At 36.1% G+C, this 25,131-nt stretch carries 24 protein-coding genes and 3 pseudogenes; 16 read left to right on the top strand and 11 right to left on the bottom strand.

Annotated features, from left to right (window positions below; translation table 11 throughout):
• A pseudogene (locus tag C4E06_RS02835) lies at window positions 1–373 on the bottom strand (site-specific DNA-methyltransferase); the annotation flags it as partial.
• A 173-nt stretch (window positions 374–546) separates the two neighbouring features.
• On the opposite strand from C4E06_RS02835, the gene C4E06_RS02840 reads away from it, so the two are divergent.
• Window positions 547–786 carry a hypothetical protein gene (locus C4E06_RS02840; RefSeq protein ID WP_107666715.1) on the top strand — a complete coding sequence of 80 codons (240 nt, stop codon included), beginning with the start codon at window positions 547–549 and terminating at the stop codon, window positions 784–786.
• 61 nt (window positions 787–847) lie between these two features.
• Here the strand turns inward: C4E06_RS02840 and C4E06_RS02845 are convergent, their stop codons facing one another.
• Entirely contained in the window at window positions 848–1,939 is a 1,092-nt protein-coding gene (locus tag C4E06_RS02845) for an AI-2E family transporter (protein WP_107666716.1), read from the bottom strand.
• Between the two features lie 72 nt (window positions 1,940–2,011).
• The gene (gene ppc, locus C4E06_RS02850) at window positions 2,012–5,062 is read right to left on the bottom strand and encodes a phosphoenolpyruvate carboxylase (RefSeq protein WP_107666717.1); all 3,051 of its coding nucleotides are present in this window, start codon (window positions 5,060–5,062) and stop codon (window positions 2,012–2,014) included.
• A 506-nt stretch (window positions 5,063–5,568) separates the two neighbouring features.
• On the opposite strand from ppc, the gene C4E06_RS02855 reads away from it, so the two are divergent.
• Window positions 5,569–6,393, top strand: coding sequence for a carbon dioxide-concentrating mechanism protein (locus C4E06_RS02855; protein WP_107666718.1), 825 nt, complete (start codon window positions 5,569–5,571; stop codon window positions 6,391–6,393).
• Here the strand turns inward: C4E06_RS02855 and C4E06_RS02860 are convergent, their stop codons facing one another.
• From C4E06_RS02860 to C4E06_RS02870, 3 genes are read right to left on the bottom strand one after another with little or no spacing between them, the layout of a single operon-like run.
• Window positions 6,394–7,053 (bottom strand): TVP38/TMEM64 family protein, encoded by a 660-nt coding sequence (locus C4E06_RS02860; protein ID WP_107666719.1) that lies wholly within the window; start codon window positions 7,051–7,053, stop codon window positions 6,394–6,396.
• A 1-nt stretch (window position 7,054) separates the two neighbouring features.
• On the bottom strand, window positions 7,055–8,191 hold the full coding sequence (locus tag C4E06_RS02865) for a class I SAM-dependent methyltransferase (protein WP_107666720.1): 1,137 nt from the start codon (window positions 8,189–8,191) through the stop codon (window positions 7,055–7,057).
• A gap of 48 nt (window positions 8,192–8,239) precedes the next feature.
• Window positions 8,240–8,752: a DUF1499 domain-containing protein gene (locus C4E06_RS02870; RefSeq protein WP_107666721.1), complete on the bottom strand. Its 513-nt coding sequence runs from the start codon at window positions 8,750–8,752 to the stop codon at window positions 8,240–8,242.
• Between the two features lie 106 nt (window positions 8,753–8,858).
• Here C4E06_RS02870 and C4E06_RS02875 point away from each other — a divergent pair, with 106 nt between their 5' ends.
• The 10 genes and pseudogenes from C4E06_RS02875 (at window position 8,859) to leuS (ending at window position 20,528) form a co-directional block, all read left to right on the top strand.
• Window positions 8,859–9,068 (top strand): hypothetical protein, encoded by a 210-nt coding sequence (locus C4E06_RS02875; RefSeq protein ID WP_107666722.1) that lies wholly within the window; start codon window positions 8,859–8,861, stop codon window positions 9,066–9,068.
• 284 nt (window positions 9,069–9,352) lie between these two features.
• The gene (locus C4E06_RS02880) at window positions 9,353–11,017 is read left to right on the top strand and encodes a serine/threonine-protein kinase (protein ID WP_107666723.1); all 1,665 of its coding nucleotides are present in this window, start codon (window positions 9,353–9,355) and stop codon (window positions 11,015–11,017) included.
• A 384-nt stretch (window positions 11,018–11,401) separates the two neighbouring features.
• Window positions 11,402–13,123, top strand: a complete 1,722-nt coding sequence (gene lysS, locus C4E06_RS02885; protein ID WP_107666724.1) for a lysine--tRNA ligase — start codon at window positions 11,402–11,404, stop codon at window positions 13,121–13,123.
• A gap of 84 nt (window positions 13,124–13,207) precedes the next feature.
• Window positions 13,208–13,990 carry an Rpn family recombination-promoting nuclease/putative transposase gene (locus C4E06_RS02890; protein ID WP_107666725.1) on the top strand — a complete coding sequence of 261 codons (783 nt, stop codon included), beginning with the start codon at window positions 13,208–13,210 and terminating at the stop codon, window positions 13,988–13,990.
• Window positions 13,991–14,132: 142 nt separating this feature from the next.
• Entirely contained in the window at window positions 14,133–14,933 is an 801-nt protein-coding gene (locus C4E06_RS02895; protein WP_107666726.1) for an Rpn family recombination-promoting nuclease/putative transposase, read from the top strand.
• Window positions 14,934–15,155: 222 nt separating this feature from the next.
• A pseudogene (locus tag C4E06_RS02900) lies at window positions 15,156–15,389 on the top strand (hypothetical protein); the annotation flags it as partial.
• A 129-nt stretch (window positions 15,390–15,518) separates the two neighbouring features.
• Window positions 15,519–15,727 (top strand): annotated as a pseudogene (locus C4E06_RS29430) (type II toxin-antitoxin system HicB family antitoxin).
• A complete protein-coding gene (locus C4E06_RS02910; protein ID WP_107666728.1) occupies window positions 15,724–16,917 on the top strand; it encodes a DNA methyltransferase in 1,194 nt (397 codons plus the stop codon). The pseudogene C4E06_RS29430 and the gene C4E06_RS02910 overlap by 4 nt, the downstream one beginning before the upstream one ends.
• Before the next feature lie 28 nt (window positions 16,918–16,945).
• Entirely contained in the window at window positions 16,946–17,857 is a 912-nt protein-coding gene (locus C4E06_RS02915) for a Bpu10I family restriction endonuclease (protein ID WP_107666729.1), read from the top strand.
• 109 nt (window positions 17,858–17,966) lie between these two features.
• Window positions 17,967–20,528, top strand: coding sequence for a leucine--tRNA ligase (gene leuS, locus C4E06_RS02920; protein WP_107666730.1), 2,562 nt, complete (start codon window positions 17,967–17,969; stop codon window positions 20,526–20,528).
• A gap of 35 nt (window positions 20,529–20,563) precedes the next feature.
• Here leuS and C4E06_RS02925 read toward each other — a convergent pair whose 3' ends face one another.
• From C4E06_RS02925 to C4E06_RS02945, 5 genes are all read right to left on the bottom strand, one after another.
• Window positions 20,564–22,198: a DUF262 domain-containing protein gene (locus C4E06_RS02925; RefSeq protein ID WP_107666731.1), complete on the bottom strand. Its 1,635-nt coding sequence runs from the start codon at window positions 22,196–22,198 to the stop codon at window positions 20,564–20,566.
• Window positions 22,199–22,326: 128 nt separating this feature from the next.
• Window positions 22,327–22,590, bottom strand: coding sequence for a hypothetical protein (locus C4E06_RS02930; RefSeq protein ID WP_107666732.1), 264 nt, complete (start codon window positions 22,588–22,590; stop codon window positions 22,327–22,329).
• A 29-nt stretch (window positions 22,591–22,619) separates the two neighbouring features.
• Window positions 22,620–22,793, bottom strand: a complete 174-nt coding sequence (locus tag C4E06_RS02935) for a type II toxin-antitoxin system HicB family antitoxin (protein ID WP_107666733.1) — start codon at window positions 22,791–22,793, stop codon at window positions 22,620–22,622.
• Window positions 22,794–22,825: 32 nt separating this feature from the next.
• Entirely contained in the window at window positions 22,826–23,038 is a 213-nt protein-coding gene (locus tag C4E06_RS02940) for a hypothetical protein (RefSeq protein ID WP_107666734.1), read from the bottom strand.
• Window positions 23,039–23,052: 14 nt separating this feature from the next.
• On the bottom strand, window positions 23,053–23,268 hold the full coding sequence (locus tag C4E06_RS02945; protein WP_107666735.1) for a DUF2283 domain-containing protein: 216 nt from the start codon (window positions 23,266–23,268) through the stop codon (window positions 23,053–23,055).
• 78 nt (window positions 23,269–23,346) lie between these two features.
• On the opposite strand from C4E06_RS02945, the gene C4E06_RS02950 reads away from it, so the two are divergent.
• The 4 genes from C4E06_RS02950 (at window position 23,347) to C4E06_RS02965 (ending at window position 25,054) form a co-directional block, all read left to right on the top strand.
• Window positions 23,347–23,550 carry a type II toxin-antitoxin system HicB family antitoxin gene (locus tag C4E06_RS02950; protein WP_107666736.1) on the top strand — a complete coding sequence of 68 codons (204 nt, stop codon included), beginning with the start codon at window positions 23,347–23,349 and terminating at the stop codon, window positions 23,548–23,550.
• Window positions 23,547–23,756 (top strand): type II toxin-antitoxin system HicA family toxin, encoded by a 210-nt coding sequence (locus tag C4E06_RS02955; RefSeq protein WP_107666737.1) that lies wholly within the window; start codon window positions 23,547–23,549, stop codon window positions 23,754–23,756. The genes C4E06_RS02950 and C4E06_RS02955 overlap by 4 nt, the downstream gene beginning before the upstream one ends.
• A gap of 35 nt (window positions 23,757–23,791) precedes the next feature.
• Entirely contained in the window at window positions 23,792–24,364 is a 573-nt protein-coding gene (locus C4E06_RS02960) for a Uma2 family endonuclease (protein ID WP_107666738.1), read from the top strand.
• Window positions 24,365–24,466: 102 nt separating this feature from the next.
• Complete coding sequence (locus tag C4E06_RS02965; RefSeq protein WP_107666739.1) at window positions 24,467–25,054, top strand: Uma2 family endonuclease; 588 nt, start codon at window positions 24,467–24,469, stop codon at window positions 25,052–25,054.
• The last annotated feature ends 77 nt before the right edge of the window (window positions 25,055–25,131 follow it).

The following is a 25,131-nucleotide window of genomic DNA, read 5'->3' on the forward strand; positions in this document are numbered from 1 at the left end:
TACTATTAAAGATTAAAACAGTAGCACCAGGTTTACAAATCCGAAAAAGTTGTTCTCCCCATTGAAAACACCAATGCTCATAATCTAGAATATTCTCACGGTTTCTTTGATACCATTTCTTATTACGAACTCCGCCAGCTAAACCACTACCATAGGGTATATTTTTAACCAATGTTTTGCTGTTTTTATTATTAACTTTTTTCATACGTCTTTGAATTTCTGAGTTATCCCATTTATGACCAATAAATTCGTAATTGTAGGGAGGATCAGTAATACAAGCAGATACATAGTTGTTAGAAACTTTTTTCATTACCTCTCTACAGTCACCCATTAATATGCTATTGACTAATTCTTCTGACATAACTTTACTCATTGTTTGATACTAATAGTATAATAGTATTTATTTTAGCAAAAACTAGAGTTAATACAATTTCTTATTTATTTGTTAATCTTTTTGAAACAGTTAGAACCTATATAAGTTGTAAGGGCATAATATTATTATGCCCCTACAATGATTAAGCGTTAGTTAACCATTAGGAGTAAAAAATGTCTTGTGATCATCTCAAAGCATTAGATTTAGCTAAAGCAGGAAAATGGGACGAATCTCATGAAATTGTTCAATCTTATTCGGATAATCTATCTTGTCTCATTCACGGTTATTTACATCGAGTAGAAGGAGATTTAAGTAATGCTAAATATTGGTATAATCGGGCAACAGAGCAAATGCCGAAGAATACCCTAGATGATGAGTTAAAACGTTTATATCAACTTGTAGAGTCTCATTAATTTTATCGGGCTTTTTCTCACAATAAAGATAACTAAAAAATGGCTACTCATGATTTAGTTATCACTCATTAGAGTTGTTAGACTTCCCATTATTTAAAATCGGTTTAATATCTTGTTTAACCCAAGCTAATAGTAACTCATAACCCAAACTAAGGACTACCGGACCAATAAATAAGCCTAAAATTCCATGAAGAAGACTTCCTCCTAAAACACCGATAAAAATGATAAGAATAGGAACCGAGACACCTTGAGACATAAAAATCGGTTTAAGTATATTATCTATTAATGTGCAGAAAATTAGCCAAATCGTTAATAATAATGCTTTGAGAGTTCCCATGGTGTACCAGGCAAAGATAATGGAGGGAAAAACGACTGGACCTAGGCCAATTTGAAGAATACATAAAACTAAAGATAGTACGGTTAATAAACCCGATAATGGCATTCCTGCAAGCATTAAACCAATACCAACGAGAAGACTTTGTATCAAAGAAACCCCAATAATACCCCGTGTTACCCCTCGAATAGTAGCAGTAGCAAGTTGTAAAAATGCTTCCCCTTGTTGGGGTGTAATACGGATAAAAACTCGTTTAATTCTTCTGTTTAATTGTTTTGAATTAATGGTTAAAATGCCGGCAACAATAATAGAGAGAATAAACTTCAATAAGACCAAACCCATATTACCAGCAAAAAATAATAAGTTTTTTGCTAATCCTTCTAATTGGGGTTGAAATTTACTTAATGCTGATACTAAATTATTTGATGCTGAGGTCCAAAGTTGATCAATATAGTTTCCGAGAATCGGCCATTTTTCCACCCCTTCCGGGGGAGGAGGAACCTTTAAGCTACCAGAAGCAATATTATCAGCAAAGGTTTGAGCATTGCCAACAAAAATAGTGGCCACAAAACTCACTGGTCCGACAATGACGGCAATACCCAATAAAATAAGCAGAACTCCGGCTAATTTCCTACGGCCTCCTAAACGGTTTTTTAACCACAAAAAAACAGGGAAAATAGCGATCGCCAAAATAATTCCCCACAGCAGAATACCCAAAAAAGGACGAATAAGGAGAAAACACCAAAAAATCAATAATCCAATCAGAAATAATCTGATCAGTAAATCGACAATTTCAATAAAATTAAAACGATTGCCCATAAAAAAAATTGATAATCAGTCATAAATAATTAATTATACCGATCATCAATTTTAATATCTATTTTTATTCCATCAACCAGTATTCCGCATACCAGCAGCAATACCATTAATGGTTAACAATGCACCCCGTAATAATTCTTCTTTGGAGTAACGGAAATGAATGACCCCAGACTCTGCTTGACGGGTATATTGACGTAACCGTTTTAAGAGAGACACTTGTAAGAAACCGAGCGGAACAATGGTTCCATTTCTTAACTGTACTGATCGCTGTAAACCGGCATCGCCTTCTAATAATTTCGGTTGTTCATTAATGCTTAAAATGATGTCACGAGTCCGATGATACTCTTGGGAAATTTGCCCGAATACCTTTTCAAATCGTTCTATATCTTCTGGTTGAGAGAGTTCTTCAACATAGTGGTGAGCAATTTGTAAATCCACTTTAGAAAGGGTCATTTCTACTTTAGAAATTACCATTTTAAAGAACGGCCATTTCAAGTAAAAATATCTCAGTAACTTCAAATTTTCATCCGGTTGTTGTTGCAAAAAGCTTTCTAATGCGGTTCCCACTCCATACCAAGCCGGCAAAAGAAAACGACTTTGAGTCCAACTAAACACCCAAGGAATTGCCCGTAAGGTACTTAAATCTTTTTTACCACTTTTGCGTCTAGCCGGACGAGAACTAATCTGTAATTGGCTAATTTCGGGGATAGGGGTAACGGATAGGAAGAAGTCTAAGAAGTCTGGTTGTTCATAAATCAAACTCCGATAGGCTTTTCTGGCACTACTGGCCAACTCTTCCATAATTTCGTTCCAAGGAACAATATCATCGAACCCACTGCCCAGCAAACTCGCTTGAATCACTGCCGTGGTTGCCGTTTCTAGGTTATATAAAGCCAGTTCTGGTAAGGAGTATTTAGACGCTAACACTTCCCCTTGTTCGGTGATTTTGATGCGTCCGTTAATGGTGCCGGTGGGTTGGGCTAAAATAGCGGCGTAAGCAGGACCCCCACCGCGTCCCACGGAACCCCCACGACCATGAAATAGTCTTAAGGCTAAACCGTAGGGTTCTGCCACTTTTTGTAAGGATTTTTGGGCCTTATGAATTTCCCAGTTACTGCTTAAGAAACCAGAATCTTTATTACTGTCGGAATAACCGACCATAATTTCTTGTAGGTTGGCTGGTTGTAACTCAGGGGGGGATAATTTGTCTTTTTTAGCTTCGTCTAAGTAGTCGTAACCCCCGGCCAAAGCAGCCCGATATAAGGGTAACTTAAACAACGCATCCATAATCTCTGGGGCCCGTTTTAAGTCGTCTACCGTCTCAAATAGGGGAACAATACGGATGGTGGTGGTACTGGTGCCGGGGTCGTAAAGTCCTGCTTCTTTGGCTAATAACAATACTTCTAACACATCGCTGACATCGTTGGTCATGCTGATGATATAGGTTTGACAAATTTCGACACCAAACTCTTGCTGAAGATAGCGCAACATCCGCATGGTTTCAATGGTTTCGATGGTTTTCTCATCGAATGGCATTTCCATGGGAATCAGAGGACGACGGGTTTGTAGTTCTCCAATTAACCAATTGACCTTTTCTGTCTCCGATAGTTCGCCATAGGGACGGGGTAAGACGTTTAAATAATTGGCAATGACTTCGATGGTTTCCGAGTGACGGGAAGATTCTTGACGGAAATCGAGTTGAGTGAGGGTAAAGCCGAACATTTGCGCTTGAAAAATGAGATTTTCAAGGGCTTGGCATTTTAAGCCAGTTTCTTCTAAATTCCGCTTAATCAGTTGTAATTCTGCTTCAAATTCTGCCCCAGAATGGTAGATATTGGCGGGGGTTTCTTCGGTTAAAATTTGTCGTTTTTCTGGGTTGGCCAGATGGTTGTTGCGATCGCGGGTGGTTTCTAAGCGTTTTTCGATATAAGCTAATTTGAGACGATAGGGTTCTTGACGATAACGGATGGCTAAGTCATCATAAATTTCAGGCATAGCCACGCGATCGCGTTCTAAGGAGTCGAGGAGATCCTGAGAGACATTACTCCAATGCAAGGATGAGCTTAAAATCTCGGTTAAGTCTTCAACCGCCATTAAATATTTTTCTAAAATTAGATTACGTTGATAACAAGCGGTTCGCCAGGTTACGTCTGGGGTGACAAAGGGGTTACCATCGCGATCGCCTCCTACCCACGATCCAAAGCGACAGAAGTTATTATGTGGGGGTTTAATTCTGGGAAAATTGGCTTTTAGAGCCTGTTGTAGTCGTTGAGACAGTTGGGGCAGTGCGTCACATAATACTTCATCGAAATAGTGTAACGTATAATCGACTTCGTCAAGAACACTGGGTTTAAACTGATGCAACTCATCAGTCCGCCACCAGAGACGGATCTCTTCGTTGAGTTGCTCAATAATCGATTCTGCTTCCCAGGAACTGCTTAGCCCCATGCCCCGAAACGCCTCTTCTGCTTGGTCTAAACGTCTCAGTAAGGTAGCGATGCGTCTTTGTTTGAGGCGGATAGTATGACGAACAATTTCCGTGGGGTGAGCGGTAAAAACGAGGCGGATATCCAGTTGTTCTAATAACCGTTGAATTTGTTGGGGGGGGACATTTAACCGTTTTAATTGGGGGAATAACCAGTGAAAGGTTCCGCCTTTTTCTTGATTTTCCGTGCCTCCCACTAAGGCTTTTTCTAATAAATCGGCTCCTACCGAACCATTCCCCTTATTTTCTTCGGTGGCGTGGTTGTTTCGGGCTTTTTCTGATTCTTGATAGGTTGCCCGTCGGTTTAATTGTTGATCCCTTTGTTCGTAATGTTGTTCAACAATATTGATTAATTGAAAATAGAGGGCAAACGCTCTGGCTGCGCGGATGGCCTCGTTAAGTTCTAACCCTTCGATGAGTTCATTGATAGAGGTTTTCGGTTTATCGGTAACTTGTCCTTCCGGCGAGCAAATTTTTCGTAAGTTCTCCAATAGGTCCACTAATTCTTGACCACATTCAGCCTTTAATACTGATTCCCATAAACTTTCGACTAATTTTAGACGCTGACGTAAGAAGAGATCCGATGTTGAAAAAATGTTAACCTCTCCAACTGTGGACTGTAATGATTCAAGAAGCATAACCAGTAGCAACCTCGAGGGACGTTTTTCGATTTCATTGGCAAGGTTAGATAATAAAACCCACCCGAATTGTCATTATGTCAGTGTCATCTGATGGATTTTTCTGACATAGACCGAGAAGTTCAACCTTAAGGGGGTTGATTCCCTTAGTTAGAATATCGTTATTAACTACCAACCCCCCTTATTTTATCGATTCTTTTCTCATTTCGGATAAGTTCTCAAGAAGTTATGGGGAAATTTTAATGATACTTTAACAAGCTATCATCTCTCAGCCATCAGCCTAGGTGCGCTTTTCATATAACACTGACTGCTGAACCCTGATGACTAAATGCTTTTTTCGGGAGCAAAAAGTTCTGTTCAAAAAAGGGATAAGTCTATATGGACTCGACAACATTAGGGTATTCTGGCGAGATCACGATAAAATATCAACTACAATAGAAATAGATAAAGAAAATTTTATAGTAAGTTATTAAGCTCTACCTACCCATCGATACGGACAAGATTACATGACCAGCCTTGCCAAGTCTAACCACCGTTATGCTCCACAACCTCGCATGAAATCATCCCACTTACCCAGTGATAGCGCACTTGGCCTGATTTCTACCCATAGTTTTCCGGCCATTGTGGGAACCGCCGATATGATGCTCAAATCAGCAGAAGTCACCCTAGTGGGCTATGAAAAAATTGGCAGTGGACACTGTACCGCCATTGTACGGGGTAAAGTGGCTAATGTTCGTCTGGCTGTAGAAGAAGGGGCAAAAACTGCCGAAAAATTCGGTCAATTAATTTCTAAGTTGGTTATTGCTCGCCCCATGCCCAATTTAGAGGCCGTTTTCCCTATTGGTAGTCATTTAGTGGAAATTGCTCAACAACAACAGGGTTACAGTCGTCTCAGTAATCGTTCCATTGGACTCCTCGAAACCAGAGGTTTTCCGGCTATGGTAGGGGCTGCTGATGCCATGTTAAAATCGGCTGATGTTCAGTTGGCCTCTTACGAAATTATTGGGGATGGACTCTGTACTGCCATTATTCGCGGTTCCGTGGCTAATGTTGCCGTCGCTATCGAAGCCGGAATGCACGAAGCGGAGAAAATTGGCGAATTACACGCCATGATGGTTATTCCCAGACTCCTAGAAGATTTAGAACATACCCTACCGGTGGCCACTTACTGGCGCGATGAAACTGAACCCTTACCCATGTTAATGCCTACCCCCGTCAGACAACATCAACGGGAATTAATCGCTTTACCCGAACTAGAGAAAAAGCCTTTAGTGATGAAAAAGCCGGCCGAAATTGAGGAAACCATTGACATTGAAGAAGAAAACCCTTAATTACTGCTGCCCGTTCCCTTTTCCCTGTTCCCTCACATCAGACAGGTGAGTTCGTTGTATTAATCCTGTGATCATGGCCAGGACAAAAACCCCCAATAAAGCTAACCCTAACAAGAGTTTTCCCCCTTCTAATAGCCCAGCCCCTAGGGCGACGATAGGGGGGTTAGAAATGGCAATACTGATCACCAATGCCGGGGCAAATTTAAACCAAGGGGCTTTTGTTAAACCGACACCATAGCAAACAAAGTCAAAAAACCCTGTCATTAAACAGCCGGTTAGTAAGAAAAAATTCCGTTCTAAGTGACGTTGACTTAACCTATCAATTCGGTCAATAAATTTTACGCCTACCACTCGCTCAACTAAGGTGCGGCCATATCGTCTTGATAAAAAGAAGCTTAACGAACAAGAGAGTAAATCAGCAATACAAATGACTAAAAGACCTTGGGTAAAGCCTAATAATGCCCCCGATAACACAGAATAGGCGGTTCCTGGTAAGGCCGGAATGACGACACTGGTAAACCGTAGCAGAAAAATTCCTAACGGGGCCCACACCCCCAACCGTTCCACTTGTTGCCGTAATTGGGTGATACCGTAATGATTAACCAGCCAAATTACCAAAATTACCAACGCTGCGATCGCTATAAACTTTAATATTTTCATATTACATCAGGTTTTCTTTCAAACCTTTGAGGGATTGATTGTTATCTATTTTTTTGCTTTGAATTAACACTTTAAACCCGCCTAAACCAGTGGGATTAATTAATTGATGTAGGGCATCTCGACGCTGCAAAATTTGGGGTAAACTATAATGACCATTGGACAATGCTGCTAAGCGATCGCCCAGTCCTAAGGCCATTAAAAATAAGCCTTGTTGGGTCAATCCGACTGTTTCTAATCCTAACAAGTTTCCCTGTTTTTCTAAGGCGGTAAAATCCACATGAGCCGTCATATCTTGTTCTCCTAAATTGACATAGGGATTATGATGATGACGATGTTTATAATAACAGTTTAGGGTTCCTTGATACCGTTGGGCATGATAATATTTTGAAGCATCATAACCATAATCTATAGTTAATACATAACCTATATTGAGTTTTTCTGAAACAATTTTTAACCAATCTAAAGCTTTTAAATTAACTTCTGTCCGATAGTTTTCTGGATAGTTATCTTTGGTGATATCGATATCGATTAATTTAAAATAGTCTAACAACTGAGGGGTTGATATTTCTTCAGCAATTTCTTTTAGTTGGTTATCTTGCCAAGTGACATATATTTCTTTTAACTGTTTATTTTGTTTGGTTACTTTATGAACAGGAAAAGCATCAATCAATTCATTACTAAAAATACAGCCAGTGATTGAGTTTTTAGGAATATCTTGCCAAGATTTCCAGGTTATTTTATCAAAATCTTTTAACTTATTTTGCTGTTCTTTAATTAATGCCTGTGATTCTTCTATGATTATGTAATGAACTTGGTGATAAAAATTAGAATGTTTTTCTTTCAAATAGGTTAAAATATCAGCGGCTAAATTACCTGTTCCTGCGCCAACTTCTATTAAATTAAAAGAATCAGAATAAGTTAAAAATTCTGACATTTCTTTAAACTGTTCTGCTAATAATTCACCAAAATCTGAGCCTAGGGAAGAAGCGGTAAAAAAATCCCCTTCAGAGCCAATGTTGACCTTTCCCGAACTATAATAACCTTGCTCTGGATGATATAAAACCAAGTTCATATAATCAGCAAAAGTAATACGCTGATTGGGACTATTTTCAATGGTATCAATAATAATTTCTAACATAGATTGAACCTAAACTGTAGGGTGGGCAATGCCCACCTTGCTCAATAATTAATTTGATTGAAACTCCTGTCTAATGGTTTCAATTCGTTCACGATTTACCCCTAAATCAGACTCTCCTAAACGAGAAGCCGAACGAACATCAATAACCCCTTGATTTTCATTAACAAAAAATTCTACATCATCAACAAACCCCATCCAATGACTGGTAAATTGAGCATAAAGATAATTATCAGTTCCCGAAATAATTTCAGTTCTTTCTTGTTGATTAAGGATGTCCTTTAATTGTGCGATCGCTTCAATACTATTCCCTTTATAGGTTAAAGGTTTAATAGAATGTTCTGCATCGGTGCTTTGAGAATTCACACAATTGGGGGTACTCGGACAAGGATGTAACTTTCCATCGGTTACCCCTAAATTATCGGGTTGGTTCCCGGCAAAAACCGTAGGAACATCAGGCAAAAATACCCTAACCCCTATCCAAATAACAATGACAGCGAGAAAAATAACGAGGCCTAGCAAGCCGAAATTAAGAGACTTCGAGGTATCTTTAGTGACAGACATGAGGAAATAATGACCCAATAACGCGCTTAACTACTTAAATTAACTTAACATTTAAAAGGAGGTTATTCGCCTCAGAGTCAGTTTAAAGTTAACAAGGAGGATTATCATGTTTCTCGATGAATTACAACCCATTTTCAAAGAATTTTTACAGCAACCCCTCGCTTTTACTGGGGGGCTGGTTTCTGGCACGCTCAAGCTCAAACTTTCAGAAGATCCCTTAAAAAGCTGGCTACAACAACAAGGCATGACCGACTTTACCTATACCGATCATACAAAAGATAACGGTAGCGGTCCTCAAACCATTTCTATTGATTAAGTCGACTATGAGGGGATAGTAATTCTACAATTAACCTATCTCCTCTGACTCTCTACACTTATAGCAGTCGAAGCATAAGGTAGGACATCCTCAACTGTCGAAACTTAGTCTCAGCTTACTTTTGCCTTTTGCATGAGTGCCTTTTGCCTTTCGCGTAGTGGTATACCTGTTACTTTGAGACAAAATTGGGGAATATTAAAACTAGATGACCGAAGGACGGTAATCTTGACCCCTTTTTGCATCCGATTGGTCAAACTCCATAATTGTGACATCGGTAAGAGTGAATGAGCTACTGTGTAAACCCATCGTGCGCCCAACCCAAAAACCCCAATAATGTGGCGGTTTGTCAATCTTGCGGTTCTCAACTGCGATTAAACAATCGTTATCAACCTTTAGGCATTCTTGGCAAAGGTGGCTTCGGGGCTACCTTTGGGGCTGCTGACTTATCCCTTCCAGGCAACCCGATATGTGTCGTCAAACAGTTACGGCCGGCCACTGATGACCCCCAAGTCTATAAAATGGCTAAAGAATTGTTTGAACGAGAAGCAGAAACCTTAGGTAAAGTGGGCAACCATCCTCAAGTCCCCAGATTATTAGACTATTTTGAACAAAACAAAGAATTTTATCTGGTTCAAGAATACGTTAAAGGGTATAACCTTCATCAAGAGGTGAAGAAAAAAGGACCCTTTAGCGAGGCGGGGGTTAAACAGTTTTTGACAGAAATTTTACCCATTCTCGAGTATATCCATTCTCAAAAAGTCATTCACCGCGATATCAAACCGGCTAACCTCATCCGCTCTCAAAAAGACCGTAAACTGGTCTTAATTGACTTTGGAGCGGTAAAAAATCAGGTTAACTCTATGGTGGCCAATAATACTCAAACCGCCTTTACTGCGTTTGCTGTAGGAACAGCCGGTTTTGCGCCGCCTGAACAAATGGCCATGCGGCCAGTTTATGCCAGTGACATTTATGCAGTGGGGGTGACTTGTGTGTACTTATTAACGGCCAAAACCCCCAAAGATATCGGTTGTGACCCCGAAACCGGGGAAATTGCCTGGGAACCTTATGTTGACATTAGTGACTCTTTAGCGAAAGTTCTCAAAAAAATGTTAGAAGTCTCGGTTAAACATCGCTACAAGTCAGCCGAACAGGTGTTAGATGCCATGGCCATGGCTCCTTATGAACAGGGGATGCAAGACAGTATGACGACGATGATTACAGGGTTTAAGACTCCTAGTAGCGCATCGAGTCCCAACTCTTCGGTGAGTACCGGTTTAGTCAGTTCATCCCCACCCACTAGAAGCATGGGCAGTCCTAACACCTATATTTCTCGAGGAAGTCCCCTTTCTTCGGCATCGACAGAGAATCACTCATCAGTGTCTACGAGTGTTAAGGGTGCAGGTCCTGGGGCGGCCAATGCTAGTTATAACATTGCTCACGGACAAGCTTCTAGTCGTCGTCGTAGCGCAACAAAAACCGCCTCTGGTGCTGATGCGACAACGGCTAAGAAAAAGAAGAAAAAATGGCAAGAAAAAACTTTATTAGCTGCCTATGAAAAGGGCCGTAGAGACTTTACGAATCAAGAATTAAATGAACTGAATTTATCGAAGGCTTTTTTACCCGGAATTAATTGTTACCAAGCTAAATTAAGCCGAATTAATTTGCAAGGGGCCGAATTATGTCGGGCAGACCTCGGAAGAAGCGATTTAACCCAAGCAATCATGAAAAATGCGAATCTCAGTGAGGCTTATTTGGGTTATGCTAACTTAAATGGAGCGGATTTAAGGGGAGCTAATTTACAAGGGGCAAATTTAACTTATGCTAATTTACAAGGGGCAAATCTGTGTGGCGTTGATTTAAGTTCGGCGAGAATTACCGAGGCTCAATTATCGGTGGCAAAAACCAATTGGCGAACGGTGATGCCCAGTGGAAAACGAGGATTTTGGTAAGAAATTGTAGCAATAATACCGAGCAAAAATTAAAAGAGAATTTCTGACCATGTAATGGTTAAACTGATATCTTGCACCAGAAAAAATCAACTTAAATTAGTAAGCAGTCAGCGTTCAGCGTTCAGCAGTTCCGAGAGCGAACTTTCCCCTAAGCGCGAACAGTGTTATGAGAATATAGCTGATGGCTGATAGCTGAACACTTACAAACTAGCTCATTTGAGAATGGATTATTGATTATCTTATCAAGATTAAAATCTAAAAAATAGTCAAAAAATAGAAGCTTATTCTTAGGTCAGCACGATATAATAGTTAAGCTAATTCAAATTAGCCTTTATTTGACCATAAAAATAACCATTATTTGCTTTTTTCTGAGATACCTTAACAATGTCTTCCAATCAACCTCAACGGGAACCCCATTCAGCCTCTAGTTTAGACGAAATTCGCGCCACACGCCTCGAAAAAGTAGAACAGTTGAAACAATTAGGCTTAATTCCTTATGCCTATCAATGGCAATCTACCCATGATGCTGCCACCTTACAGGATAAATATGTTACTTTAAAGGATGGAGAAGAAGTCGACGTTGATGTTGCGATCGCAGGTAGAATTATCGCCCGTCGTGTCTTTGGAAAACTAGCTTTTTTCAACCTACAAGACGAAACTGGAACCATTCAATTATATCTGGATAAAAAAGAAATTCAGGCTCACATGAGTGAGTTGGAAAGTGCTTTTAATCACCTCAAAAAATTGACGGATACAGGAGATATTATCGGGGTAAAAGGAAGTATTAAAAGAACCGAAAAAGGTGAGCTTTCTGTTAAAGTTAAAGAGTACACAATCTTAACAAAATCCTTATTACCCTTACCCGATAAATGGCACGGTTTAACGGATACAGAAAAACGTTACCGTCAACGGTATGTGGACTTAATTGTTAACCCCCAAGTTAGACAAACCTTTCGTCGTCGTGCAGAAATTACTGCCTCTATTAGACGTTACTTAGATAACCAGGGTTTTATAGAAATAGAAACCCCTGTTTTACAGTCAGAAGCAGGAGGGGCAGAAGCCCGTCCCTTCATCACCTATCATAACACCTTAGAGATGGATTTATATCTAAGGATTGCCACAGAATTGCATCTGAAGCGGTTAATTGTAGGGGGGTTTGAAAAAGTTTTTGAAATGGGGAGAATTTTTCGTAATGAAGGGGTTTCAACCAAACATAACCCCGAATTTACCTCCATTGAACTCTATCAAGCTTACGCTGATTATAATGATATGATGGAGCTTACCGAAGCCATTATTACCACAGCAGCAGAAGAGGTTTTAGGCACCTTAAAGATTACTTATCAAGGGGAAGAAATTGATTTATCAACTCCTTGGAGACGGGTAACCATGCATGACATTGTTAAAGAAAAAAGTGGTCTAGATTTTGAACAATTTAAAGACTTTGAAACTGCAAAAACAGCTGTTAAAGAAGCGGGTTTAGACGTTCCAGAAACTTGTCAAAGTTTAGGAAAATTACTCAATGAAGTGTTTGAGCAAACGGTAGAAGAAACCTTAATTCAACCCACTTTTATTCTCGATTTTCCTGTAGAAATATCTCCCTTAGCTAAACCTCACCGTAGTAAACAAGGATTAGTAGAACGCTTTGAATTATACATTGTCGGGCGAGAATTAGCTAATAGTTTTTCTGAATTAACTGATCCTATTGATCAAAGAAATAGACTAGAAAAACAAGCCGAACAAAAAGCAGCTGGTGACTTAGAAGCCCATAGCGTTGACGAAGATTTCTTAACCGCATTAGAGTATGGAATGCCCCCGACTGGTGGCTTAGGAATTGGGATTGATCGCCTAATTATGTTATTAACTGATTCTGCTAGTATTCGGGATGTCATTGCTTTCCCCTTACTCAAAAATTATAGTTATGCCATCAAATCTTTTGACTATGATGCAGATAAAAAAGTTCTGAGAGTTGAGTTTTCTCATGGGGGGATTTATCAATATCATGACGTTCCAAAATCTGTCTATGACGGTTTAGAAAAAGCCCCTTCAAAAGGACAGTATTTCAACGCTGAAATTAAAGATAAATTTGGCTTTGATCGAGAAAATTAATATTAATCTATCTTAGGAGAGTTAAAATTATTGTAGGGGCATAATAATATTATGCCCCTACTGTTCCCTTGATAGTTGTTTCTAATGTACGATAATGTTTGTAAATTCTTAGCAGAAAGATTTAGTCGTGACTTTGCGAACTGGTTATTAAATGAACCCATTGAACTCACAGAATTAAAACCCACAGAACTGTCATTAAATCCTATTAGAGCAGATTCTTTAATCTTTTTGCAATCAGATGATATTGTGTTACATATTGAATTTCAAACCTCACCGGATGAAGACATACCTTTTCGGATGACTGACTATCGTTTACGGGTTTATCGTCGTTATCCCAATAAAGAAATGTATCAAGTGGTAATTTATTTGAAACCTAGTAATTCAGAATTAGTAAATCAAAATACTTTTGAATTAACTAATTTACGTCATCAATTTAATGTTATTCGTCTGTGGGAACAACCAACAGATAGCTTTATGAATAACTCAGGTTTATTACCTTTTGCTGTACTCACTCGCACTGATAACCCCAGAGAAACTTTAACCCAAATTGCTCTTATTATTGATAGTATGCCTAATAAACAAAGACAAAGTGATATTAGTGCATCCACAGCTATTCTATCTGGGTTAAAATTAGATCAAGACAGTATTAAACGAATTCTTAGGAGTGACATTATGAAAGAGTCAGTTATTTATCAAGAAATTTTCCATGAAGGGGAAGTTAAAGGAGAAAAAGAAGGAGAACAAAAAGCAACTAAAAATATTGCTTTAAATATGCTCAGAAATAACATGAATCTTGAGGATATTGCTAAACTAACGGGATTAAGTTTACAAGAAATTGAGCAACTTAATTCATCTTTGAATACATAGGAATAAAACTAAGCACTGATCTTAATATATCGGGTTTAACAGTGTGTGGGTTTAACACTGTTAAACCCCTACGAAACATTATCATTACCGTACGGTTATAATAATATTATGCCCTCATACTGTTAACTTATTCTTGTTTCTAATGTACGATAATGTTTGTAAATTCTTAGCAGAAAGATTTAGTCGTGACTTTGCGAACTGGTTATTAAATGAACCCATTGAACTCACAGAATTAAAACCCACAGAACTGTCATTAAATCCTATTAGAGCAGATTCTTTAATCTTTTTGCAATCAGATGATATTGTGTTACATATTGAATTTCAAACCTCACCGGATGAAGACATACCTTTTCGGATGACTGACTATCGTTTACGGGTTTATCGTCGTTATCCCAATAAAGAAATGTATCAAGTGGTAATTTATTTGAAACCTAGTAATTCAGAATTAGTAAATCAAAATACTTTTGAATTAACTAATTTACGTCATCAATTTAATGTTATTCGTCTGTGGGAACAACCAACAGATAGCTTTATGAATAACTCAGGTTTATTACCTTTTGCTGTACTCACTCGCACTGATAACCCCAGAGAAACTTTAACCCAAATTGCTCTTATTATTGATAGTATGCCTAATAAACAAAGACAAAGTGATATTAGTGCATCCACAGCTATTCTATCTGGGTTAAAATTAGATCAAGACAGTATTAAACGAATTCTTAGGAGTGACATTATGAAAGAATCAGTTATTTATCAAGAAATTTTCCATGAAGGTGAAGTTAAAGGAGAAAAAAGAGGAGAAAAGAAAGGAGAAGAAAAAGCAACCAAAAGTATTGCTTTAAATATGCTCAGAAATAACATGAATCTTGAGGATATTGCTAAACTAACGGGATTAACTTTACAAGAAGTTGAGCAACTTAATTCATCTTTGAATACAGAGGAATAAAACTAAGCACTGATCTTAATATATAGGGTTTAACCTTGTGTGGGTTTAACAGTGTTAAACCCCTACAAAAACATTATAATTACCGTAGGAGCATAATATTATTATGCCTTTATCCTTTAGTTGATGTGAAAATCGCCCCACAAATTTACCAAAAGAATTACAATAAAAATATATCACATAGGAGGTTAAACCATGTCTGATGAAGATTTAAAAAAATTGATTGAATCTAACGCCCGTGCAATTGAAGCATTAACCGATAATTTTGCATCATTTCAAAAAGAATGGCAAAAAGATAGAAAAGGTATTTATCAATTATTAGGACAATTAACTCGTTCTATGTCTGATTTTTATGAAGTACAATCAGATTTTTATCGACGGTTTGATCAAATAGAAGAAAGACAAGCAAAGATGACTGAAATATTAGATCGTTTATCTCCTTCAGACAATAATCAATAAAAAGAATATATATAGGGTTTAACAGTGTTAAACCCCTACGAAAGATTATCATTACCGTAGGGGCATAATATTATGTCCTTGAAAATTTATGCTACACTAAAAGGTAGTTTTAAAATTTAGCTAAACAAGATGAAATTCAATGTAATTCTTGAACAAGATGAAGATGATATTTGGGTTGTTGAATGTCCAAGTATTCCTGTTGTCTTAGTCAAGGTGACACAAAAGAAGAAGCATTAAATAATATTAAAGATGCTATTATTGCTTGTTTAGAAGTTCGTGCAGAGTTAGGATATCCTTTAACAATAAAGTTTACTATAAAGGAGATAATTAAAAATTGAAAAATTTTGAGCAACCTATTTCGCAAAAACTTTTAGATATAACAAATAAAAAAAGAGCGAATTTATTGACTTGGCGAGGACAATTTTCACCTCAATTGATTGAAACTATTTTAAAGGAATACTGTTTACCTGATTCAGTTATACTTGACCCATTTTCTGGTAGTGGAACTGTTCTATTAGAGGCTAGTTTTTTAGGGTTTGAGGCTTATGGAATTGAACTTAATCCGGCAGCCTGGTTACTTAGTAAAACCTATGAATTAATTAATAATTATGATCGGAAAATATCTGTTAATAAAATGAGAAAAATTTTAGATCAGGAATTTCCTTTTAGAATTTTAAATGGTTTAGACGAAGAGATAAAAAACTTTGATCAAAAGTTATTAAAAATCAGGAATCAACTGAGTAAAGAGCTAAAAATATTATTTGATGCTTTGATAATTAGTTTAGATGTTGGTAGTAATAAAGTGACTAATGAATTAATACAATGTAAATTTAATGATTTAGTGAGAATGGTCGAAAGTTTACCTTATTCTCATAAATTAATTAAAGTTTATTTATCAGATGCAAGATCCCTTCCGATAGAAAATAATAAAATTGATTTTATTGTTACATCACCTCCTTATATTAATGTTTTTAACTATCATCAAAATTACAGAAAATCGGCTGAAATGTTAGGATGGAATTTATTAAAAATAGCAAAATCAGAAATTGGTTCTAATAGAGCAAATCGAGGAAATAGGTTTTATACTGTTATACAATATTGTTTAGATATGGCAGATACTCTAGGAGAATTATCTAGAGTATGTAACGAAAATGCAAGAGTTGTATTTATTATTGGACATCAATCAAATGTTCTTGGAGTTCCTTTTTATAATAGTGATATCATTGAAAGAATTGCTACTGAATCTGGGTTATTTAAAAAAGCTTTAAGACAAAAAAGAAGTTTCAAGAATAAGTTTGGAACAATGATTAGAGAAGATATAATAAACTTCTCTAATTTGGGGATTGAGTGCAAACAAGAATCTCTAGAAAAAATTGCCAGAGAGACTGCTTATGATATATTAAAGCAATCCCTGACTAAAGTTTCTAGTAAAAATAAAATTTATCTGGATAGTGCTATTGAAAAAGTAAATGAAATTAAGAAAACTCCACGATTAGATATAATGGGATTGGGAAATATAATACAATAAATTAACATTATTAAAAGTTACTAAGAAGATGACTGAATTACCCCGTCCACATTATTCAAAATTAATAGCTTGTTTAAATAATTCTCGCTTACCTAATGCTGATAAAGAAAGATTACAAGAAGCTATAAATAAATATCACGAATGGATTAATGATCTTGAGTCAGTTGAATCTAGTCAACCCAATACAGTAGACAATTTAGTAAAAGCTACTAATAAATATAAACGGTTTATTGAACTTGATCTGATTTTTGATAGTCCTGATAATTTTCTTTATAGACAAAAAGGGCAATTGAAATTAGATAATACAATCTTAGAAGAGTTTTTACCTCAGCTTGTTTTTCGTAGTTTGAAAGGAATCGATCCATCTTTTGAACTCGGCCCTAGAAATACATTTGCCGGACTGAGTTTTTTATCATCTGTTGGTAATTATGGAGATGGAGGTTTTCCTAATATTCGGTCTAAAGATCAAGATTTTATCCTAGGGAAAAAACTGTACATGAAAACATCTTTTGATGAAGATTTTGAAAAATATCAACTTATTGAATCTCATCTCGGTTATGTTTGTGCAGAATGTAAAACAAACTTAGATAAAACAATGTTCCAAGAAGCAGTTGCAACCAGTAAAGATTTGAAAATCGCTGTTCCTAGTTCCTTGTATTTTTTAATTTGTGAATTTCTTGATATGACACCTGTATCAATTGTCTCTACACAGATAGATGATGTTTTGATAGTACGCAAATCAAAGCGAATGTCCTCTAATATTAGACAAAAATATAAAACTCCTGAAGCAAGACGTAAGTATCGAAAAGAATATGAAGATTTTTTGGATTCTTCTCAATACTATCCTGATGTATTTCAACGAATGATCGATAAAATACAAATCTTAATAGATGATTCTAGTCCATCTTTAAACAAAGTTTTAAATCAAGGCCATTTTTAAAATGATCAATTGTAAGTATAGCGATCGCCTCTCAAAAACAAAACCTGATAACCGATAACTGAATGAGATCAGGGATAATTGATCATGGAAATAGCAGTGGAGAATATTCGTGGAGTCCCAATATAACGCAGCAGCGATCGAACAAAAATGGCAACAAGACTGGGTTAAACAGGGGTTAGACAAAACCCCAGAAAACAGCGATAAACCCAAATTTTACGCCTTATCCATGTTTCCCTACCCGTCGGGAAACCTACACATGGGCCATGTTCGCAACTATGTTATTACAGATGTTATCGCCCGTCTCAAACGATTGCAAGGATACCGAGTCTTACATCCGATGGGGTGGGATGCGTTCGGACTTCCGGCGGAAAATGCAGCCATCGATCGCAATATTCCCCCCGCAGACTGGACCTATAAAAATATTGCCCAAATGAAGCAACAACTGCAAACTTTGGGACTATCTATTGACTGGGACCGAGAGGTGGCCACCTGTTCCCCAGACTACTACAAATGGACGCAATGGTTATTCTTGCAATTTTATCAAGCAGGGTTAGCTTATCAAAAGGAAGCAGCAGTTAACTGGGACCCCATCGATCAAACCGTGTTGGCCAATGAACAAGTGGACAGTGAGGGGTATTCCTGGCGATCGGGTGCTAAAGTAGAACGGAAACTGTTGCGTCAGTGGTTCTTTAAAATTACGGACTATGCAGAACAATTATTAACGGACTTGGATAAACTGTCAGGATGGCCGGACCGCGTTAAGTTAATGCAGGAAAACTGGATCGGTAAGTCTGTCGGTGCATATTTGGAGTTTTCTGTCAAGGGCAGTGAGGAAAAAATCGCCGTCTTTACCACCCGTCCGGATACGGTTTACGGGGTGACTTATGTGGTGTTGGCCCCTGAACACCCTTTGACCCTGAATGTTACCACAGAGGGGCAAAAAGCAGCCGTAGAAGCGTTTATTGAAGAGGTTTCCAACGAAAGCGAAATCGAACGCACAGCAGAAGATAAACCCAAACGGGGGATATTAACCGGAGGGACTGCTATTAACCCCTTTAACGGCGAAGAAATTCCCATTTTGATTGCAGATTATGTATTGTATGAATATGGTACCGGTGCGGTGATGGGTGTACCTGCCCATGATACCCGTGACTTTAAGTTTGCAACAGAGAAACAGTTACCGATCAAAGTGGTGATCGTTCCTGAAAATTCGGAGGATAAAAACCCCACGTTAACAGAAGCTTATACCGAACCAGGAATTATGGTGAATTCGGGGGAATTTGACGGAATGCAGTCCACCGAAGGCAAAACAGCCATTATTAACCATGCAGAGAAACAGGGTTACGGTAAAGCAAGGATACAGTATCGTTTGCGAGATTGGTTAATTTCCCGTCAGCGTTATTGGGGTTGTCCTATTCCCGTGGTGCATTGTCCCAGTTGCGGTACGGTGGCGGTTCCTGATGCCGATTTACCCGTAAAATTGCCCGAAAATGTCGAATTTACGGGGCGTGGGGCTTCTCCTTTGGCAAAAATGGAAGATTGGATCAACGTTCCTTGTCCCAGTTGTGGGGAACCGGCCAAGCGTGAAACGGATACCATGGACACCTTTATTGATTCTTCTTGGTACTATTTACGTTACACGGATGCAATGAATGATCAAGCAGCATTTAAGTTAGAAAAAGCCAATGATTGGATGAATGTTGATCAATATGTTGGAGGTATTGAACACGCTATTTTACACCTCTTATATTCTCGCTTTTTTACTAAAGTATTGCGAGACAGAGGTTTAGTGAATGTGGATGAACCTTTTAAGCGTCTTTTGACACAGGGAATGGTACAAGCAATGGCCTATAAAAACCCCAAAACGGGTAAGTATATTCCTGTGGATAAAGTGAACCCTGAAAGTCCCAAAGATCCCGATACGGGAGATGATTTAGAGGTGTTTTATGAGAAGATGTCTAAGTCTAAATATAATGGAGTTGATCCTCAGAAAGTATTAGGAAAATATGGGGCTGATACGGCTAGAATGTTCATCCTATTTAAAGCACCTCCTGAGAAGGATTTAGAATGGGATGATGCAGACGTAGAAGGACAATTTCGCTTTTTAAATCGGGTGTGGCGTTTGGTTAATGGTTATGCAGAAAAGCAAGGCGAAGTTATTAGTAATAAGGAGTTAAGCAAGGAGGAAAAAGACTTAAGACGTGCCATCCATACTGCTATTAAAGAGATATCCGAAGACTTAGAAGGGGACTATCAATTTAATACGGCAGTTTCAGAGTTGATGAAGTTAAGTAATGCTTTAAATGATGCTAAATGTATTAATTCTGGAGTGTATCAAGAGGGAATTGAAACCTTATTAATTTTACTTGCACCATTTGCCCCTCATATTGCCGAGGAATTATGGCATATTTTGGGACATAAAAACTCAATCCATTTACAAATTTGGCCGAAGGTTAATCCCGATGCTTTAGTGGTAGATGAAATTACCCTAGTCATTCAAATTATGGGTAAGACTAGGGGAACCATTCAAGTACCTGCTAATTCCAGTAAAGAGGAGTTAGAAAAATTAGCCCGTGAGTCCGATATCGGTAAACGAAACTTAGACGGAAAAGAGGTTAAAAAGGTGATTGTTGTCCCTGGAAAATTAGTTAACTTTGTCGTTCCTAAATAACCCCGTCGGGTGGGTATTTTGCCCACCTTACTAAGTTACATAACCTTAAAATTTTCTATAAAACTTACCATAGAAACAATTTCTTGCATTCGATTTAAAATATCATTTCGTCCACCACTAATGTCAATATAAAGAGTTGAGTCAGTCTCAATAAATTTTTTAAATTTTTTATTTCTTTGACTTGAATTTTTACTTAATTTGCTAATACTTCCAACAAAGTCTAAAGATGAAAATCTTTCTACTTGATACTCATCATACTGAATATATTCCCGAATGTAATCTATTAAAATTTGATAAGCTTCTGTTGCATCATCACACTCAAAGTTATTATCATTTAATTCCATAGTAACAGATGAATTAATTGATTTTCTTTTAATGATCTTAGTTTCTTCTAAATTAGGAGAACACCAACGATGGTATAGTTTTTCATCTACTAAATCCGACTCTTCAAAACTCTTAATAGTTTCTTGACAACAGTGACAAGTTGGTGATTCATCTTCAGAATTATAGAATTTATCTTTTTTCAATTCTAGATTGTGTTTGTAAACTTCGGGTTGTTGAATCACTAAATCAAGTACATTTTTCCAAATACCTATTCTTTCATTTATAGTTGTAGAAGTTGAAGCAGATACAGAAGTTTGAAAATCTCTATCATAAGAACATAACCTTAAAAATTCTTCATAAATTATTTCCTCGTTGTCTTCTATATCTTGAATTTCATAATCTAAAAAACTCAGCATTTGTACATCAAAAATTGCTTGATTTAAAGACTTACCAAACTTAGCGTCACTTTTAGTTTTGCTTACTCGAAAATTTTTAAAATGATTTTCTTGAAAAACTTTTTGAATTATTATTATAGCCTTATTCAATAATTCTTTTAATTCCTCTTGACTTCTATAATTTTCTGAAGCTTCTATTCTTTGTCTCATATATTGGTTGAGAGTTTCTGTGCGTACTTCAGGATATTTGTTCGTATCTTTTCTATACATTTCATAAAGAGTAAAAAAGCGTAATATTAATTCAACATCAAGCATTCTATTTTTATCAGGTTTTCCTTCTTTCGGAGACCGAAATTTTGGAAAAGGCTTTAATATATCTCTATACTCTGGTAAATGACTGCACTCTATTAAAAAGTCATTAAATTCACCATGAAACATACAATTTCTAAGTTCTTGTGCATTAAGTGATACAGATCCCTGATTTAATCTTCCAAAAACTTCAAATTGAATTTCTGGATGTGTCCCACTTTCTATAATAATAGTGTTTAATTGTCTTTCCCAAAATATAGACGCTATTTGTGGAGGTAAAGATGAGAATGTTGCTTGATTAAGATCAGGAAGAGTTTCAAGATTACTCAATTTTAAAATTCCGGTTACAAAATTAGCAATGGTTCTAATACGTTGAACACCATCAATTATTTCAAAAATGTTAGTTTCTCTTTCTGCATCGTATTTTTCTAACAAAAAAACAGCAGGGATAGGAATATTGATAAAAATTGATTCAATAAAACGACACTGTTTAGCAATATCCCAAACAAAACTCCTTTGATATTTAGGAATCATAATAGTTGTATTTTGAAAATCCGTAATTAAATCTCTAACTGAACGATTAATCGTTCTTTGAATAACTCTTACTTGACGTAGTTGTTCATTTAAGTTTTCAGATGTCATGGTTAAAAGCTATTTGATATATGATTAATCTTCCTATGATAATCAAGAGTTGATTTAGTCTTCAATCGTATTTCTAGGTATTTAAAAAATTAAGATCATTTATAAAATAAGTAAAATTGCGGTTTACATTATTCAGTAATAGTATAAATATTTTCTCGACTAATCGCTTCATCTGATAAAGGTTGAATATTAACATCAACCGAACGATTAATAAATTGATTTAACTTTTCTTCCCATGCTTCATATTCTAAAATTTCTGATTTCTGTTTATCTTTATTTTCTAAGCTTTCTTGAATTAAAAAAGAAATGTATTTTTCAACAGATAAACCTTTTAACTTAGCTTCTTGTTGTATTTTATTTTCTAATTCAGGGTCAAGGTTTAAGGTAATCATAGTTATATTGTCACTCAACTTTATCTTAATTATACCAATAATATAGGATAAGCATCTGATTCTAAATAAAGTTCAATTGCTTCTTTAATATTGTTTAAAGCGTCTTCAATATTATCTCCTTCACTAATACAACCAGGAAGAGAGGGAACATAAACAGTATAACCCCCTTCATCGCTAGGTTCTAAAATTACATTTAGTTTCATGCTTATACTTGTATAACAGTAAGATAATCTTATCATATAATATTAACATCAACCGAACGATTAACAAATTGATTTAACTTTTCTTCCCATGCTTCATATTCTAAAGAGTCTGATTGCCGTTTATCTTTAATTTCTAAGCTTTTTTCAATCAAACTTTGAATATATTTTTCAACAGATAAACCGTTTAACTTAGCGTTTTGTTGTATTTTATTTTCTAATTCTGGATCAAGGTTTAAGGTAATCATAGTTATACAGTGACTCAAATTAAATTAACTGCTTGAATCGGTAAAGATTGTGCTTCCAAACGAGTGAGATCAACTGTTAAACTTGCTTGATCAATATCAATACCAACTAACTTGCCTTCTTCATCCAAATCTAAAACAATATTCGGGGCAATTTCTTGAGAATCAACGCTACTTTTATCAGATAAACTAATATAAAGAGAATCAGTTTCAGGATAATAGTTAAACTTCATAATTACACTGGATATTTTACTCAAGTAATTATTTTTAGCTTACAATAATAGTTAGTATAGTATCAGAACTCAAAAAATATGAAATTTAAAGTCATTGTTCATACAGCAGAAGAAGGTGGATATTGGGCCGAAGTTCCTGCATTACCTGGATGTATTACTGAAGGGGATACCTGGGAAGAATTAACCAATAATTTACAAGATGCGATTCAAGGATGGTTAGAGGTTGCTAATAACGTTGATGCTTTAGAATCAGAAGATAAAATTATCGAAATAACAGTATGAAATCTATTTCAGGTAAAAAATTGTGTAAAATAGTTGAGAAAAAAGGATGGACTTTAAAAAAGATTACTGGAAGTCATCATATTTATCAGAAATCAGGAAAACCTCAAATTTTATCGATTCCAGTTCATCGTAATCAAGATTTAAAAATAGGAACATTAAAAGCTTTAATGAAAATAGCAGAACTCACAGAAAATGATTTATTATAAAATAGTATAATACTCTAAATAGGAGTAATTACTTTATGACTTCTATAACCACCGAAAAAGTTTGTTGGACAATTTCTGATTTAGAGGGATTACCTGATAATAGTAATCGTTATGAAATAATTGATGGAGATTTATTTGTGACTCGTGCGCCTCATTTAGATCATCAAGATATTGCTGGTAATATATATGCAGAATTAAGAAATTGGTCACGAAAAAAACAGTTAGGCAAAGCATTTATGACTCCAGGAATTATCTTTTCTGAAACCGATGCAGTGATTCCTGATGTTATTTGGATTAGTCATGAAAAGTTAAATCAATTTACTGATGAATCTGGACATCTTACGATTGCACCAGAATTAATTATAGAAGTTTTATCCACTTCTGAAAAAGATATTAAACGAGATCGTCAAACTAAGTTAAAACTATATTCAATTCATGGAGTTTATGAATATTGGATTATTGATCGTCAACAACAATTAATAGAAGTTTATCGTCGTGATCAGGGTATTTTAAAGAAAGTAATGACTTTATACAAGACTGATCAATTAACCAGTCCTTTATTACCTGATTTTAGTTGTAATATTAGAGAAATTTTTGAAAATGAATAGAAATAGAGAGTTTAATAAAATGATATGAAATTGAAGCCTTAGAAAACAATCCAGCGATCGCACAAACTTTTGTTAATTGGTTAAATCAACTGTATCAAGATTATGAATTCAACAATAATAAATAAAAATATAGCAGTAAAAGAACAAAAATTAACCTTACCAGGTTGCTATGATTGGCAACAGTTTAAAGATATTAAAATGTTAATAGAACAACAACCAGGGGTGAAAATTTCCTATTTAGATGGAGTAATTGAATTAATCACTTTAGGAGAACAACATGAAACAATTAAAAGTATCATTGCTATTTTACTAGGTATTTATTTTTGGCAAAAAGAAATTGAATTTATTCCTGTTGGAAGTGCAACCCGTGAGTCAGAAGAAAAAGGGGTTTCTTTTGAACCCGATGAATCTTATTACATTGGAGAAAAAAAAGAAGATCCTGACTTAGCAAATGAAGTTAATATTACCAGTGGAAGTGTTAAAAAATTAGAGAAATATAAACGGTTTCAAATTAAAGAAGTGTGGTTATGGGAAAATAATAAATTTTTCCTTTATACTTTATTAGATAATGATTATAAGCAAATTTTTAAAAGTCAATTATTACCTGATTTGAATTTTAAATTATTAGAAGATTGTGTTTTAATGTCCTCTCAACTTGAAGCAATTAAAATCTTTACTAATGCTATTTAAGAAAACAATCAAAAATAATAAACTTATTTGATAACATTTTAAAATTAATAATTAGGTGGGCATTGTACCCACCCAAG

The organism is Cyanothece sp. BG0011, assembly GCF_003013815.1.
Classification (GTDB): domain Bacteria; phylum Cyanobacteriota; class Cyanobacteriia; order Cyanobacteriales; family Microcystaceae; genus Crocosphaera.

Bases quoted from the DNA above. Each gene is read 5' to 3' on its own strand.
- C4E06_RS02840 (WP_107666715.1), top strand. From the start codon at position 547: ATGTCTTGTGATCATCTCAAAGCATTAGATTTAGCTAAAGCAGGAAAA.
- C4E06_RS02845 (WP_107666716.1), bottom strand. From the start codon at position 1,939: ATGGGCAATCGTTTTAATTTTATTGAAATTGTCGATTTACTGATCAGA.
- ppc (WP_107666717.1), bottom strand. From the start codon at position 5,062: ATGCTTCTTGAATCATTACAGTCCACAGTTGGAGAGGTTAACATTTTT.
- C4E06_RS02855 (WP_107666718.1), top strand. From the start codon at position 5,569: ATGACCAGCCTTGCCAAGTCTAACCACCGTTATGCTCCACAACCTCGC.
- C4E06_RS02860 (WP_107666719.1), bottom strand. From the start codon at position 7,053: ATGAAAATATTAAAGTTTATAGCGATCGCAGCGTTGGTAATTTTGGTA.
- C4E06_RS02865 (WP_107666720.1), bottom strand. From the start codon at position 8,191: ATGTTAGAAATTATTATTGATACCATTGAAAATAGTCCCAATCAGCGT.
- C4E06_RS02870 (WP_107666721.1), bottom strand. From the start codon at position 8,752: ATGTCTGTCACTAAAGATACCTCGAAGTCTCTTAATTTCGGCTTGCTA.
- C4E06_RS02875 (WP_107666722.1), top strand. From the start codon at position 8,859: ATGTTTCTCGATGAATTACAACCCATTTTCAAAGAATTTTTACAGCAA.
- C4E06_RS02880 (WP_107666723.1), top strand. From the start codon at position 9,353: ATGAGCTACTGTGTAAACCCATCGTGCGCCCAACCCAAAAACCCCAAT.
- lysS (WP_107666724.1), top strand. From the start codon at position 11,402: ATGTCTTCCAATCAACCTCAACGGGAACCCCATTCAGCCTCTAGTTTA.
- C4E06_RS02890 (WP_107666725.1), top strand. From the start codon at position 13,208: ATGTACGATAATGTTTGTAAATTCTTAGCAGAAAGATTTAGTCGTGAC.
- C4E06_RS02895 (WP_107666726.1), top strand. From the start codon at position 14,133: ATGTACGATAATGTTTGTAAATTCTTAGCAGAAAGATTTAGTCGTGAC.
- C4E06_RS02915 (WP_107666729.1), top strand. From the start codon at position 16,946: ATGACTGAATTACCCCGTCCACATTATTCAAAATTAATAGCTTGTTTA.
- C4E06_RS02925 (WP_107666731.1), bottom strand. From the start codon at position 22,198: ATGACATCTGAAAACTTAAATGAACAACTACGTCAAGTAAGAGTTATT.
- C4E06_RS02930 (WP_107666732.1), bottom strand. From the start codon at position 22,590: ATGATTACCTTAAACCTTGACCCTGAATTAGAAAATAAAATACAACAA.
- C4E06_RS02935 (WP_107666733.1), bottom strand. From the start codon at position 22,793: ATGAAACTAAATGTAATTTTAGAACCTAGCGATGAAGGGGGTTATACT.
- C4E06_RS02940 (WP_107666734.1), bottom strand. From the start codon at position 23,038: ATGATTACCTTAAACCTTGATCCAGAATTAGAAAATAAAATACAACAA.
- C4E06_RS02945 (WP_107666735.1), bottom strand. From the start codon at position 23,268: ATGAAGTTTAACTATTATCCTGAAACTGATTCTCTTTATATTAGTTTA.
- C4E06_RS02950 (WP_107666736.1), top strand. From the start codon at position 23,347: ATGAAATTTAAAGTCATTGTTCATACAGCAGAAGAAGGTGGATATTGG.
- C4E06_RS02955 (WP_107666737.1), top strand. From the start codon at position 23,547: ATGAAATCTATTTCAGGTAAAAAATTGTGTAAAATAGTTGAGAAAAAA.
- C4E06_RS02960 (WP_107666738.1), top strand. From the start codon at position 23,792: ATGACTTCTATAACCACCGAAAAAGTTTGTTGGACAATTTCTGATTTA.
- C4E06_RS02965 (WP_107666739.1), top strand. From the start codon at position 24,467: ATGAATTCAACAATAATAAATAAAAATATAGCAGTAAAAGAACAAAAA.